Origin of the sequence: Nocardia amamiensis (genome assembly GCF_015477605.1) — a bacterium.
Taxonomy (GTDB): Bacteria; Actinomycetota; Actinomycetes; order Mycobacteriales; family Mycobacteriaceae; genus Nocardia; species Nocardia amamiensis_A.
Map to the genome: position 1 here is coordinate 55189 of NZ_JADLQX010000023.1, position 12772 is coordinate 67960.

General features: G+C 66.1%; 12 protein-coding genes and 1 pseudogene. All 13 read right to left on the reverse strand.

Going from position 1 to position 12772, the window contains the following annotated elements; all coding sequences use genetic code 11:
• Nucleotides 1–6: 6 nt before the first annotated feature.
• A complete protein-coding gene (locus tag IU459_RS26585) occupies nucleotides 7–534 on the reverse strand; it encodes a MarR family winged helix-turn-helix transcriptional regulator (protein ID WP_195132310.1) in 528 nt (175 codons plus the stop codon).
• A gap of 27 nt (nucleotides 535–561) precedes the next feature.
• The gene (locus tag IU459_RS26590) at nucleotides 562–972 is read right to left on the reverse strand and encodes a hypothetical protein (protein WP_195132311.1); all 411 of its coding nucleotides are present in this window, start codon (nucleotides 970–972) and stop codon (nucleotides 562–564) included.
• 399 nt (nucleotides 973–1371) lie between these two features.
• Nucleotides 1372–2244 (reverse strand): SGNH/GDSL hydrolase family protein, encoded by an 873-nt coding sequence (locus IU459_RS26595; protein WP_195132312.1) that lies wholly within the window; start codon nucleotides 2242–2244, stop codon nucleotides 1372–1374.
• Nucleotides 2245–2355: 111 nt separating this feature from the next.
• Nucleotides 2356–3498 (reverse strand): IS4 family transposase, encoded by a 1143-nt coding sequence (locus IU459_RS26600; RefSeq protein ID WP_195132313.1) that lies wholly within the window; start codon nucleotides 3496–3498, stop codon nucleotides 2356–2358.
• Between the two features lie 223 nt (nucleotides 3499–3721).
• Nucleotides 3722–4265 (reverse strand): annotated as a pseudogene (locus IU459_RS26605) (DinB family protein).
• 545 nt (nucleotides 4266–4810) lie between these two features.
• On the reverse strand, nucleotides 4811–5476 hold the full coding sequence (locus IU459_RS26610; RefSeq protein WP_195132314.1) for a sigma-70 family RNA polymerase sigma factor: 666 nt from the start codon (nucleotides 5474–5476) through the stop codon (nucleotides 4811–4813).
• Nucleotides 5477–5953: 477 nt separating this feature from the next.
• Nucleotides 5954–6766 (reverse strand): ABC transporter permease, encoded by an 813-nt coding sequence (locus IU459_RS26615; RefSeq protein WP_195132315.1) that lies wholly within the window; start codon nucleotides 6764–6766, stop codon nucleotides 5954–5956.
• Nucleotides 6763–7689: an ABC transporter ATP-binding protein gene (locus IU459_RS26620; protein WP_195132316.1), complete on the reverse strand. Its 927-nt coding sequence runs from the start codon at nucleotides 7687–7689 to the stop codon at nucleotides 6763–6765. The genes IU459_RS26615 and IU459_RS26620 overlap by 4 nt, the downstream gene beginning before the upstream one ends.
• 110 nt (nucleotides 7690–7799) lie before the next feature.
• Nucleotides 7800–7991, reverse strand: coding sequence for a hypothetical protein (locus IU459_RS26625; protein WP_228838564.1), 192 nt, complete (start codon nucleotides 7989–7991; stop codon nucleotides 7800–7802).
• 62 nt (nucleotides 7992–8053) lie between these two features.
• Nucleotides 8054–8653: a TetR family transcriptional regulator gene (locus IU459_RS26630; protein ID WP_195132317.1), complete on the reverse strand. Its 600-nt coding sequence runs from the start codon at nucleotides 8651–8653 to the stop codon at nucleotides 8054–8056.
• A 64-nt stretch (nucleotides 8654–8717) separates the two neighbouring features.
• Nucleotides 8718–9857 carry an acyl-CoA dehydrogenase family protein gene (locus tag IU459_RS26635; protein WP_195132318.1) on the reverse strand — a complete coding sequence of 380 codons (1140 nt, stop codon included), beginning with the start codon at nucleotides 9855–9857 and terminating at the stop codon, nucleotides 8718–8720.
• Nucleotides 9854–11047 carry an acyl-CoA dehydrogenase family protein gene (locus tag IU459_RS26640; RefSeq protein WP_195132319.1) on the reverse strand — a complete coding sequence of 398 codons (1194 nt, stop codon included), beginning with the start codon at nucleotides 11045–11047 and terminating at the stop codon, nucleotides 9854–9856. Before IU459_RS26640 ends, IU459_RS26635 begins: the two co-directional genes overlap by 4 nt.
• A 126-nt stretch (nucleotides 11048–11173) precedes the next feature.
• A complete protein-coding gene (locus IU459_RS26645; RefSeq protein ID WP_195132320.1) occupies nucleotides 11174–12391 on the reverse strand; it encodes an acetyl-CoA C-acetyltransferase in 1218 nt (405 codons plus the stop codon).
• Nucleotides 12392–12772: the final 381 nt, after the last annotated feature.

Sequence of the window (12772 nt, forward strand, 5' to 3'; positions counted from 1 at the left end):
CCCCCGTCACTGCCCGGGATGTTCGCACGCCACCGCATCCAATCGCTCGCCGAGCGCGTTGACCTGATCGCGCAGGGTGACGACGGACTCGATGGGATACCCCACGGCGGCCAACACCGACTGGACCATCTCCCTGGCTCGCCGCCGCAGCGCGTGTCCGGCCTCGGTTGAGCGCAACTCGACCGATCGGCGGTCGTGCACGCAGCGCACGCTCTCCACCAGGCCGCGCGCTTGCAGGCGCTGGATGAGCGGCGAGACGGTCCCGTAGTCCAGACGCAGCTGTTCGCCGAGTTCCTTCATCGTCATGCCCGGTCTCTCCCACAGCGCGAGCAGTGCGATGTACTGCGGATAGGTGACCTCCATCGCGTCCAGGAAAGGACGGTAGGCGGCGGTCATCGCCCGCGAGGTCGAGTAGAGAGCGAAGCACAGCTGGTTGGCGAGCGCGAGCAGGTCGTGCTCCGCGTCTCGTGCGGTGACGGGCGCCCCGGCCGGGTCGGCACGCACCGCTGAAGAAGGATGCGCTACATCGGACATCAGGACACCTTACAAACCAATCGAGCCCTACCCTAGCGAGACCACCTTCGCCTGCCCGGAAACGACAATGTCGTCGCGATCGACAAGCGCAACCCGTACCTGCACCGTCTGCCCCGCTGACAACGGCGCATCGTCACCTGCTGTTCCGACCAGGATGATCACGGCGGTATGTTGGGCTCCGTCGCATGTGACGGCGTTCTGCGTGCCGGTGGCCGACGGACTGTCTGCGTTGGGATCGCCCACCATCGCCTTGATGCCGGCCACTCCGGCCGAGGCTTCGCAGCTGTAGTCGACCCCCACGTTGGCCGGCCCAACACCACTGACGTCGATAGTGTTGGCGGCGAGAGCGGGAGCAGCGCCTGACATGATGGCCAGCCCCATCGCCCCGAAGACGGTGACGATGAGGGCAGGACGTCGGTAGTTCCGGATAGTCGCCATAGATCTTCGTCCTCCTGCATAGGAAGTAGATCGTGGAGGGCAATCAGAAGACACCGCGGCGCTCACGGCACCACACATCTATGCTTCCCCACCGCCACCTCGGAGCAAACAACCTCTCGAGGATCAGATCATTCCGGGCTGCTGAATCGCCCCGGCGGGTTGGGGGCTTCATCTCTTGCGAAGGGCGGAGTTGTCCCAAAGTGAAAATAGCGCTTTCCGAAAGTATTTCCCGGAAGCTCAGTGTGAAATAGAGCCACCGCGTGCAGGTGATCCGAAGACGCCTACATTCACCCAGTGCCTGAATCGGCGACGCACAGTGGGCACGCTCAGCCGAAGCAAGCGGTTTCCCGACCGGCCTTTCGGCCCGATGGTCAGGAACCGCCCGCTCAGTATCGGGTGTCAGCCGCCGATCGCGGCCAATGCCAGTCCGGCCATTTTTTCCATGCCCAGCGCGTTCGGATGGATCGGCACGAAGTTCACACCCCACACAGCCGGCTCGACCCAGCGGATGCCGATGGGTTTGCAAACGTCGTGGCCGATGGAGCTCTGCATGCCGACGAAGGTGGTACCCGTCTCGTCCGCGGCGCGCTTGACGACGCCGTTGAGGGTGTCCTGGATGTTGTTGATGTAGGGAACGTCGCCCTCGGCGATCGGCATCGTCAGGAAGCAGTTGCTGTTGTCCTCGGGCATGACCTGGGGGTACGCCAGAATGGCAACCTTCGCGGACGGCGCCTTGGCATGGATGTCCGTGAGCGCCTTCTTCACCGCGGGGTAGGTCTTGTTCAGGATGTCGTTGGTGAACTGGTCGCCGTAAATGGTCTCGCAGGGGTTGCCCTGGCCGGCAGTTCCGGTCCCTGCGCTGATGCAGGAGGAGATCACCTTGATCAGGGTGTCGTTGTTGTTGCCGCCGATGGTCAGGGTGACTAGCTTGGTGTCCTTCGTGACGGCGTCGAGCTGGGGGATGAGGCTCGGCCACTGGCTCCCGTAGAAGTCCTCGGTCTTGGCGCCCGAACAGCTGACGTCGGTGAACGACTCGATGCCGAGGGCGTCGGCAATAAGGTTGGGGTAGTTACGGGTGGTGCGCGAGCAAGCCGGGGTGACTGTGGGATCCGGCGGGAGGATGCCCGCTCCCGCGCTATAGCTGTCGCCCATGGCGACATAGGGGGTAAGGGCCGGTGCGGCCTGGGCCGGGGCGGCCGCAACGAGGCCAAGGCCCGTCGTGATTGCCGTGGCGAACGCAGCAGCGATCCGCGCGCGAACGTCCTTGACCATACAAAACTCCTGCAACAGAACTCACAGTTACCGACCGGTAACGATTTGGCGGAGGAACTGTGACACGGCGCACACGGTTTCGCAACTAGCATCATCGACGTCATCGTTTACTTAAGGAAGTGATCGGCTCCCAGGACACATCAAGCTGCGGACCGCGTAGTGCACGCACAGGTGGCCGTAGACCTCTTGAATCACTCCGGCGGGCGTCTTCGACCTCAACACCACACCGCGGCCGCGTCGGTGAGTCTCGAGCCCGTCGAAGGGGAATTCGATATCCCCTCGCTGTGAATACAACAGGGCCAGCTCGTCCGCAGGCGCCGCCTCGGGATCGGTGATGGTGGTCAGCAGCCGGTCGATTCGCTCCGCGTCGTGGTCCGCGTCGGCACCGGACGCGATGCGGACGAACTCGACGACGCGCACAGCGATCGCCTCGGTGTCGTCGTGGCGCGCGCTCGTCCCGGGATCTACCCGAGAAGCGAAAGATCCATCCTCATAACGTTTTTCGACGCGAAGCACGGAATCGGACGGCATTCGCCACAACAGGTCGGCACCGGAGGATCGGCACAGGTCCCACAGGCGGTAGCTGAAGAAGGCGCGGTCCGCGAGCAGCAACATTCCCGGGCGCAGCGATCGCACCACCGATTCGGTCAGTGCCTGCTCGCGATGCTCGCAGGTCCCGAGCGCGGCGTCGACGATCGCGTGTGAACCGCACTCGACCAGCCCGAGGACCCGCACCTGAGGTAACACTCCGCCCCGGCCAGCCCGAGAAGACGGCGGCCGGCCGAAGTGCTCCACATTCGCGCCGCTGGCAGCTACATCCATGGTCGATCCGTGGATGCCCATCAGCCGCCAGGACCGGTAGGAACTTCCCGGAACCCGGGGATCGGACAGTGGCACGGCCACCTTTTCGTACAACGCGCGCAGCGGCACAGAGCCCAGGCGCCTACGGGCCTGGAACAGCGCTGCCTTGGTCGGGATCGTCCGCTCGAGAGGCCATCCGTACGCCCACTGCAGCCCGGACACGAGCTTCCGCATCACCTCCTCGTACGAGCAGGACGCGAACAACGCCAGCGCGAGCACGTAGTAGACCACCAACCGTGCAGGCAGCAACCGATTCCGGCGTTCGACCCGTCCATGCTCGACCAGCACGTCATCGACAACCTCGGGCGCAAAAACCCTGGTCAACGCGGCCAATGCGATGTGATCGGACAACCGCTGGTCATCCTGCGGCTTCACCCATCCCGCACGCGGCACAGCATGGAGAATAGCGACGCCGCCGATCTAAGTAAACGGTATCGGAGTTCAGCCGCGGGGACAGGCCGGTACTGCGACCGTGGTGCAGAGCATCCGGTAGGTCGTGGTCCAGGCGACCGGCAGGCACATGGGTGGCTGTGCGTCCGTTCCAGCCGGCGTGCCGCCCTGCGGAACGCGGGATGGATGTCATCGGCGATAGACGGTTCGGTAGATGCCGTGAGTTCTATCCACCCGGCGGGGCGGCGTCGAGGGTGAGTTGCCGGGCGTGGAAATCGAAGTGCCGCACTGGGTACCGGTAGAGGTCTTCGAGAGTCATCCTGTCTGTGAACAGCGGGTCCCATCGGGTCGGGAAGGGCATCGACAAGCCGAAGTCGGCTTCCGGTTCGGTGGCGAGCGTGCGTTGCAGTGCGGCGATCACCCGGTCGCACTTGTCCGTCATCCGGCGTCGGTTGTACACCAGCGCCGCCCCGCAGGACCCCACATAGTTGATCACGTGGAACGGCATAGTCCCCACATCCAGTACTCGGACAAAAGCCCGCCCGACCCGGTGGCAGATGCCCGAATAGCCGCATCAACGGCAGCAGTCTGCGCACGACCATGAACCCGAACACCATATGGAACAGCAGCTGCTCGTTGGTCCACCGCGTGCCGTCCGATCTGCGCCCGAGCGCCCCCTGGTCAGCGGATGCGACCAAGTAATGCAGTGTGCGCCGCGCACGCTGCAGTTCAGCGGAAATATCGCCGCGGTCGATGATGGATGTGGTCATCGGCGTGTCTCCGTCCGACCGATTCACCCCCATTCTCCCCACAGTGGCACCCAGCTGGTTGTTGCCCAGCCGGCAGGGCCGCGAGCGCTCGGCGGCCGCGCCGGCTCCAGAGGCGTCGGCGCTCGCAGTACCCGGCCGAATCTTCGACCGATGTCGCGATTGTCCTGCCCACGTGCTCTCACGGCGGCCCGGGTGCGTCCTTTCCTGTTCTCCTCCGTCTGTCCTGGTGCCCATTTCCACGGATCAAGGAGTCACCATGACCAACCCGAATGAGTTCGAGTCCCCGGCGGCACATCGGACCGGTGCACCGCCGCAGTCTGCGGCGCCCATGTGTTGCAGCACTGAACGGCAGACCGCGTGCTGCGATCCCAGCGAAAAGGCGACGTGTTGCGGTCCGGCGGCGACAGCAGTCGGCGGGTGCGGCTGCCAGTAGCCCTCGCCCGGCGCGGTGCGGTGCGAGCCTCGAGCGGCTCGCACCGCATCTTTGTCTGGTCGTGGTGACGTGCGGATGACCGGCGGCCGTTCCCGGAGCGGGGGGTGCCGGTCTACTGGTCCGGCGGTGAAGTGGCACCACAGCCGCAGCCTCCGTCGCTGCTGGCTGCGCCGCCGCAGGCTCCCTCGCGGGGTTGGTAGTCGTGCACGTGGCCGGTGCGGTCTTGGCTGATCCGGCAGCAGGCGTGTAATTGAGCCTGGAGGGCGGCGCGGCCGCGTTGGACGCGGGATTTCATGCCGGACACCGAGATACCCACCTCGCCGGCGGCAGCGGCGTGCGTGCGGGCGTCGAGGTCGACCATCTTCACCGCGGCAGCCTGCTCGGCAGGCAACGCGGAGAGCATCGGCACCAGGCAGGAGGCGAGTTCTTTCTCCGCCGCCTCGTCGGTGTCGGGTTCACCGTCGCCTGCGGAGGGGTTGTCCGGGACGGCGTCGACGGGTAGTTCGCGGCGGTGGGGCGCTGACCGGTAGTAGTCGGTGATCGCGTTGCGGGTGATGGCATACATCCAGCCCAGCAGCCGGTCCTGCTGGCGCAGATTGTCCAGGCTTTTGGCCATCCGCAGGAACACGATCGACAGGATGTCCTCGGCGTCTTCCGGGCGCGAGACCCGGCGGGCGATGAAGGCCCGCAGGTCGTTGGAGAAGCGGCGCCACAGCTGCTCGAGATCACCATCTTCCCGCTGTGGTGTGGTCGCGGTAGTGGCCGCTGTCTCGCTCATGATCCTGCCTCCTCTCCGTCTCCAGCATCCTCGCCCGCCGCCACGATCGCGAGCCTCGGTTTGTCATCACCGTTACGGACGGCGCTGACCGCGATCGGACGCATCCGTGCGTCCCAATCAGGAGTGTCACGTCTGTATGGGTGTCGAAGTCGATGTCGGGTTCTCCGATTCGATGCATCAATAGGCGCGGTGAGGAGGTGAGAGAGCGATGCTGACCACACATCTGTTGTCGGATCTGACCGAGGAAGAGGTCGATCTGATCGTGGCGGAGGAACTGCATCTGCTCGACGCCGCCGCATGAGCGCCGTCGACGCCCACAGCGGGCGTATCCGCTGAAGCAGCACACCGACTGCGCCTCTCCCCTCGCGGGGTAGAGGCCATCGGTGTGCTCGGTTCTGGGCAAACAGCGCGTACACACAAAACTTGCTCCGTCCTTTCCCTGCCGCAGGGAAAGGACGGAGCGAGTGCGTCGTCGGTTCAGCGGGCGCGTCTCGACCGAACCAGCCGGGTGAGGACAGGGATGCTGGTGACCGCACTCCACAGTCCGATCGCGGCGACCAGGGCAGTGGCGGTGTCCGCGGCGGTGGCGGTGCCGAGCACGTGTCCCCGCAGGGCGTCGGTGGCGTGCGCGACCGGATTCACCGTGGCCATGGCCTGCATCCAGCCGGGCATGGTCTCGATCGGTGCGAACGCACTCGAGACGAACATCAGCGGCATCATCACCATCATTCCGGCGAACTGGACCACGTCCGGGCGGCGTAGCCGGTCCCCGATCAGCCCGAACAGGGCGCTCATCGCCCCGGCCAGCACCACCAGGACCACGACCGCGGCGACAGCATCGACAGCGGTGCCGTGGAAGTCGAAACCCAGTAGCACAGCTGCGATTCCGAGCAGCGCGGCTCGGGCGAGGGTGAACACGGCCTCGTTGATGGTGCGAGCCACCCCGGGCAACGTCGGCCGCATCGGCAGGGCCGCGAAGCGGTCGTGCAGGCCGTTGGTGTGATCGATCGCGGCCGAGACTCCGGCGTTGGTGCCCGCCATCACCGTGGAGACCGCGAGCATGGCCGGGGTCAGGAAGTCGATGTAGCTGACCCCGGCCGGGAAGCCGGGTCCGGCGGCGACGCTGCGGAACACTTGGCTGAACAGCACGAGCATCGCCATCGGCATGGTCAGTGAGAACATCAGAAGCTGCGGGACGCGGGCGCTGGTGCGCAGATTCCGGACGGTCAGGGCGGCGAGCTGGTTCCCGATCGGGGAACGCCCGATCGCGGGCGTAGTGGTGGTGGTCATCGGTGGGCTCCAGTGGTGTGGGCGAGGTGAGTGAAGACGTCGTCGAGGCTCGGGGAAGTCACGTCCAGGTCCGTGACGTCGATGCCGCCGCGGTGCAGGCCGGCGACCAGTGCGGTCGCGGTGGAGGCGTCGCCGACGGTGACCGACACCCGCACCCGGGTGCCGTCGACCTGGTCGGTGTCCGGGCTGAACGGCAGATCCGCGATCTGGTGGGCGGGGACGGTGGCGTGCAAGACCTTGCCTCCGACGATCCGTTTCAGCTCGGCGGGGGTACCGCGGGCGGCGACCCGGCCGCGGCTCAACACCACGATGTGGTCGGCGAGCCGGTCGGCTTCCTCGAGGTACTGGGTCGTCAGCACGACGGTGGTGCCCGCGGCGGTGAGTTCGTCGACGACGTCCCACAATCCGGCGCGGGCCAGGGGGTCCAGACCGGTGGTCGGCTCGTCGAGGAACAGCACCGACGGGTCACCGACGAGGCTGGCCGCCAGATCGACACGGCGGCGGGAGCCGCCGGACAGTTCCCCGACCCGGCGGGTGGCGTACTCGTGCAGCCCGAGCCGGTCGATCAGCGCGTCGGCTCGTGTGCGAGCGGTACGGCGTAGCCCAGTCAGGCGGCCGATCAGCTCCAAATTCTCACGGGCGGTGAGGAATTCGTCGAGTCCGGCGTATTGACCGGTCACCCCGATCCGGCGGCGAACCTCGCTGGCGTCGGCGATCACGTCGAGGCCCCCGATCTCCACACGGCCGATCGTGGGCCGCGCCAGGGTGGTGAGGGCGCGGATCAGGGTCGTCTTGCCCGCACCGTTGTGGCCGAGCACCCCGAGTGTCGTGCCCGCAGCAGCTTCCAGATCGACACCGTCGAGGGCCCAAGTTCTGCCGTAGGCGACGTGCAGATCCTCGACCACGACGGCCGGGGCGGTCATCGCACACCCCCGACGCGGTCAACGAGGTGGTTGAACAGGTGGATGGTCATCAGAGGGTTCCTCTCGGAAGAAGGTGTGCTCACACCCGGCGTGGATGGGAGTCCACTTCCTCAGACGAACCCGCCGCGAGTTGGACGCACCCGCCGCCGGTCGCGGTCGACGATGCCAGTGTCGCGGCCCGCCCCGCGCAGCGACACCGACGACAGCGACCGCTGCCACTCCAAGCCCAGGTAGCCGAGACCAAGGGCTGTCGTGGACAGACCTACGTCGAGCACCACAGTGCACAGGCCGCGGCGGCGCATGGTGGACTGGAACGTATTCGCACTCCCGGAACGGGTTGTGACCGCGTCAGTGTTCGCCGGATCTACTTCCGACCGCCGACTATTCGGAGGGCCAGCTCGGCGTAATAGTCACCGATGTCTTCGGGCGACCACGAACCGTCGGCGCGGTACCAGCGCGTGATATCGATCCCCAGCGAAAGCAAGGCGGTCGCGGTCATATGGGTATTCGAGTTCTCGAATGCCCCGGCCGCGACGCCTTTTTCGATCAAGACCCGGACCTCGCCTTCGATCGCGTGTCGCGTCTTCTTGATCTCCTGTTGGTGTTCTCGGCTCAGGGCCGCGAGTTCGTAGTTGATGATCCGCGCCACGGTGTGGGCGCGCGCGTGATGGATGGCGAACTCCCGCATCAACGCCATCAGTTGGTCGGCGGGATCTTGTGCCGAGGCAATGGCAGTGCGGACACGCGCCAGTGTGTCCAGGTGACCGATACGCGAGATCTCGTAGAGCAACTCTTCCTTGGAGCGATGGTGCACGTAGATGGCTCCGGTGCTCACTCCGGCGATCGCTGTGATGTCGCGAGTTGTCGAGCCGTGGAAGCCGCGTTCAGCGAAGGCGGCCACGGCTGCGTCGAGCAGCCGTGCTCGGGTTTCCTCCGCGCGCGAGCGGTCCGCGGTATCGGTCACCTGGACCGGATGGCTCGGCGAGCGAGCGCTGGTCCGCCGGTGCCGGCACTACTGAGCAACACGTTCAGGGTTGCCACGTGGTCTCCTCCCGGGCGGTGTGATCACTGCCCAACGGCAACCCGACGAGGTCTGCCAGAACCGCCCGATGGCGGCCGGGACTTCCCAGTCCGATCTGGTCGGCCTTGGCGCGTTTGAGGTACAGGTGTGCCGGGTGCTCCCACGTCATGCCGATCCCGCCGTGCAGTTGGATGGCCTCCTCAGCGGCATGCACCGCGATATCGCTGCAGTACGAAGCGGCGACGGCGGTGGCGATCGCACTGTCGGAGTCGGCCGCGGCGAGCGTCCCCGCCGCATACCGTGCGGCAGCCGAGGCCGACTCGACCTCGACGTAGAGGTCGGCGAGGCGGTGTTTGAGCGCCTGGAATCCGCCGACCACCCGACCGAACTGGCGGCGCAGCTTCAGATACTCGACGGTCGACTCCAGGCACCGGACCGCGAGCCCCGCTTGCTCGGACGCCAGCAGCGCGGCGCCCATCGTCAAGCCCGATTGCAGTGCACTCCAACCGAATTCGGCTGGGACGACGATCCGACCGGGCACGGAGTCGACACGGATGTCGGCCAAGGGGCGGGTCATGTCCAGGGAGACCACCGGCTCGATCGAAACCGCTGCGGCCGCGAGCGCGTGGACTTCCGTACCGTTCGCGGTCTGCACGGCGGCCAGCAGGACATCGGCGTCGAGTGCGCCGACGACGCTGGTGACGCGGCCGGAGATCCGGCCGGCAGCATCAGCGGTCAGCGTCGGAACCTCATGCACCGATGCGGTGGAGAACGGCGTCAGAAGCGCTGCGCTGCATTCACCGCCGCCGAGCTGACCGACCAGCGCGGAGTCCCCGGCGAGCAAGACGGTCGCGGCGATCACGCTACTGGTCAGAAACGGAACCGGCGCGACGAAGCTCCCGAGCTCCTCGAGGACGACGGCGGCATCACGAGCCGTACCACCGGCTCCACCGCGGTTCTCGGGGATGAGGAGCCCAGCGAGCCCGAGGTCGTCGGCGATCGATTTCCACAGCGTGCGGGTCAGTGTCCGATCGCCCTCGTAGGCCCGCACCACCGCGGCCGGATCACAGCGCGCGGTGAGCAGGTCACGCACCGCGCTCCGCAAGGAGGCCTCGACATCGGTGTCGAGCAGCAGGATGTCGCTCATCGGCTCAGGTCCTTCCAGGCGATGTCCTTGTCCACCCGAGCTTCGCCCGGCAGGCCGAGGACGCGTTCTGCGATGATGTTGCGCAGGATCTCCGAGGTGCCGCCCTCGATCGAATTGCCTTTGGCCCGCAGAAAGCGGTAGCCGGCGCCACGCCCGGCGAAATCGACCCGGTCGGGGCGCACCATGGTCCAGTCGTCGTATCGCAGGCCGTCTTCACCGTGCAGTTCGACTTCCAATCCGGACACCTGCTGGTTGACTCGCGCGAACGACAGTTTGACCGCGGATGTTTCGGGCCCTGGCTGACCGCCCGCAATCTGCTGGCGCAGTCGGGTTGCCGCCAGGCGCGAGACCTCGGCTTCTACCCACAAACGCAACAACCGATGGTGCAGTTCGGGGGTGCGCTTTTCCGGGAATTCTCGCCAGAGACGAGCGGCGACACCGACAACTCCGCTCTCGCGGGGTACTGCGCGCCCCCCGATCGAGACGCGCTCGTTGTTCAGTGTGGTAGTCGCGACTCGCCAGCCCTCCCCTTCCTTGCCCAGGCGGTGCGCGTCCGGGATGCGCACGTCGGTGAGGAAGACTTCGTTGAATTCGGCCTCGCCGGTGATCTGCCGCAGCGGCCGGACCTCGACACCGGGGGCGGTCATATCGCAGATGAAGTAGGTCAGGCCCGCGTGCTTCGGCCGGCTGGGATCGGTGCGCGCTACCAGGATCGCCAGCTGCGCCTTGTGCGCGGCCGAGGTCCACACCTTCTGCCCGTTGACGATCCAGTCGTCGCCATCGCGAACTGCCCGAGTGGCGACCGCGGCCAGGTCCGAGCCGGCACCCGGTTCACTGAACAGCTGGCACCAGATCTCCTCCCCGCTCCACAGCGGACGCAGGAAGCGCTGCCGTTGTTCCGCTGTGCCATAAGCGAGGATCGTCGGCGCGGCCATGCCCAGACCGATACTGTTGATCTCCGCCTTGTTGCCCGGAGATCCGGCCTGCTCGAACAGGGCGTCGACGAACGGTTGCAGTTCCCGGTCGACAGCCAGCCCACCGAGACCGATCGGAAAGTGAACCCAGGCCAGACCCGCGTCGAACCTGGCTCGATGAAAAGTCACGGCATCGGTAGTGGCCGGATCATTTTCCGCGAGTACGGTTTCCACCCGGCGGCGCAGATCATCGCGAACCGCGTCGGGAGTCGTCATTTGTCATCCTCCTGATCGGTGATCACGGCACCGACACCGCGACCGTCTCGGCCATATACAGGGGTTTGTCCGCGCCCTCGAACTGCACGGTCACCCCGGCTCACCGCCTGCAACGCGTTCTTGCGGTTACGACAGGCGCTCGAGCACCATTGCCATCCCCTGACCACCACCGACGCACATGGTTTCCAATCCGATCTGCTTGTCGTGGAACTGCAGCGAGTTGATCAATGTGCTGGTGATGCGGGCGCCGGTCATGCCGAACGGGTGTCCGACCGCGATCGAGCCGCCGTTGACATTGAGTTTGTCGAAGTCGACCTGGAGCTCCCGCGCCGAGGGAATTACCTGCGCGGCGAAGGCTTCATTGATTTCGACCAGGTCGACGTCGTCGATGCTCATCCCGGCACGAGCCAGCGCCTGCTTCGACGCCTCGACCGGTCCCAGGCCCATGATCTCGGGGGAGAGCGCGCTGACTCCGGTCGCGACGATCCGGGCCAGCGGCGTCAAGCCCAGCTCGGCGGCCTTGGTGTCGGACATGATCACGACCGCGGCGGCGCCGTCGTTGAGCGGGCAGCAGTTGGCGGCCGTCACTGTCCCGTCGGGCCGGAAGACCGGATTCAGTCCGGCGACCTTCTCCAGGGTGACTCCAGGGCGCGGGCCATCGTCCGTCGAGACGACGGTGCCGTCCGGCAGGGTGATCGGAGTGATGTCACGCTCCCAGAACCCGTTGGCGAGGGCGGCCTCGGCGAGGTTCTGGCTGCGCACGCCGAAGGCGTCCTGTTCGGCACGGGTCACACCGCACAGCTGCGCCACGTTCTCGGCGGTCTGCCCCATCGCGATGTAGATGTCGGGCAGCAGATCCTCCGTGCGCGGGTCGGTCCAGATCTCGCCGCCCGCGGCCAATTTCGCGGTTCGGCGTACCGCGTCCGCGAACACCGGGTTCTCCGTGTCGGGCAGGCCGTCGGCGTTTCCCTTGACGTAGCGGCTCACGGTTTCGACACCGGCGGAGATGAAGACATCGCCCTCTCCGGCGCGGATCGCGTGCAGCGCCATCCGGGTCGTCTGCAGACTCGACGAGCAGTACCGGTTGACCGTTGTGCCGGGCACCCGGTCCAGGCCAGCCAGAATCGCCACCACGCGCCCGAGATTGAAGCCCGACTCACCGGCGGGCTGGCCGCAACCGAGCATCAGATCATCGATGTCGTTCGCACCGAGAGCGGGCACCTTCGCCAGCGCGGCCTGCACGATCTGTGCGGCCAGGTCGTCCGGCCGCAGGTCCTTCAGCGACCCTTTGCCGGCACGACCGATCGGCGACCGGGCGACGGAGACGATGACGGCTTCGGGCATGACTGCGAACCTTTCAGGCGGCTTACTAAGCGCTTGTTAACTTCGTGCCACGATGGTGGACGGACTCGCAGCGGTCAATACCCAGGAGCAATATCCGGACTGTGGGACAGCACACATTGACACCGGCGGCATTACTCGTTCTGGGCTGCACACGCTTGCAACCACCTGCGCCACGTAATGTGCCGTCCAATGAGCATGGCCGGCGTCACATCAGCTTCGTCCTCGACACCTCGCCATTCATCCCAGGATGTTATGCGGCACGGTCCGATCGTGCGCGTGTCGTTACCATCCGGATTTTCTGTTGGAACTGATCTCTGAAATTCCCCAACTCGCAAGCGGATTCGCAGTTTACTATCGGATTCGTCTCAAACTTGCTGCCGT

Bases quoted from the DNA above. Each gene is read 5' to 3' on its own strand.
- IU459_RS26625 (WP_228838564.1), bottom strand. From the start codon at position 7,991: ATGCGCCGCCGCGGCCTGTGCACTGTGGTGCTCGACGTAGGTCTGTCC.
- IU459_RS26615 (WP_195132315.1), bottom strand. From the start codon at position 6,766: ATGACCACCACCACTACGCCCGCGATCGGGCGTTCCCCGATCGGGAAC.
- IU459_RS26585 (WP_195132310.1), bottom strand. From the start codon at position 534: ATGTCCGATGTAGCGCATCCTTCTTCAGCGGTGCGTGCCGACCCGGCC.
- IU459_RS26595 (WP_195132312.1), bottom strand. From the start codon at position 2,244: ATGGTCAAGGACGTTCGCGCGCGGATCGCTGCTGCGTTCGCCACGGCA.
- IU459_RS26620 (WP_195132316.1), bottom strand. From the start codon at position 7,689: ATGACCGCCCCGGCCGTCGTGGTCGAGGATCTGCACGTCGCCTACGGC.
- IU459_RS26635 (WP_195132318.1), bottom strand. From the start codon at position 9,857: ATGAGCGACATCCTGCTGCTCGACACCGATGTCGAGGCCTCCTTGCGG.
- IU459_RS26640 (WP_195132319.1), bottom strand. From the start codon at position 11,047: ATGACGACTCCCGACGCGGTTCGCGATGATCTGCGCCGCCGGGTGGAA.
- IU459_RS26610 (WP_195132314.1), bottom strand. From the start codon at position 5,476: ATGAGCGAGACAGCGGCCACTACCGCGACCACACCACAGCGGGAAGAT.
- IU459_RS26645 (WP_195132320.1), bottom strand. From the start codon at position 12,391: ATGCCCGAAGCCGTCATCGTCTCCGTCGCCCGGTCGCCGATCGGTCGT.
- IU459_RS26590 (WP_195132311.1), bottom strand. From the start codon at position 972: ATGGCGACTATCCGGAACTACCGACGTCCTGCCCTCATCGTCACCGTC.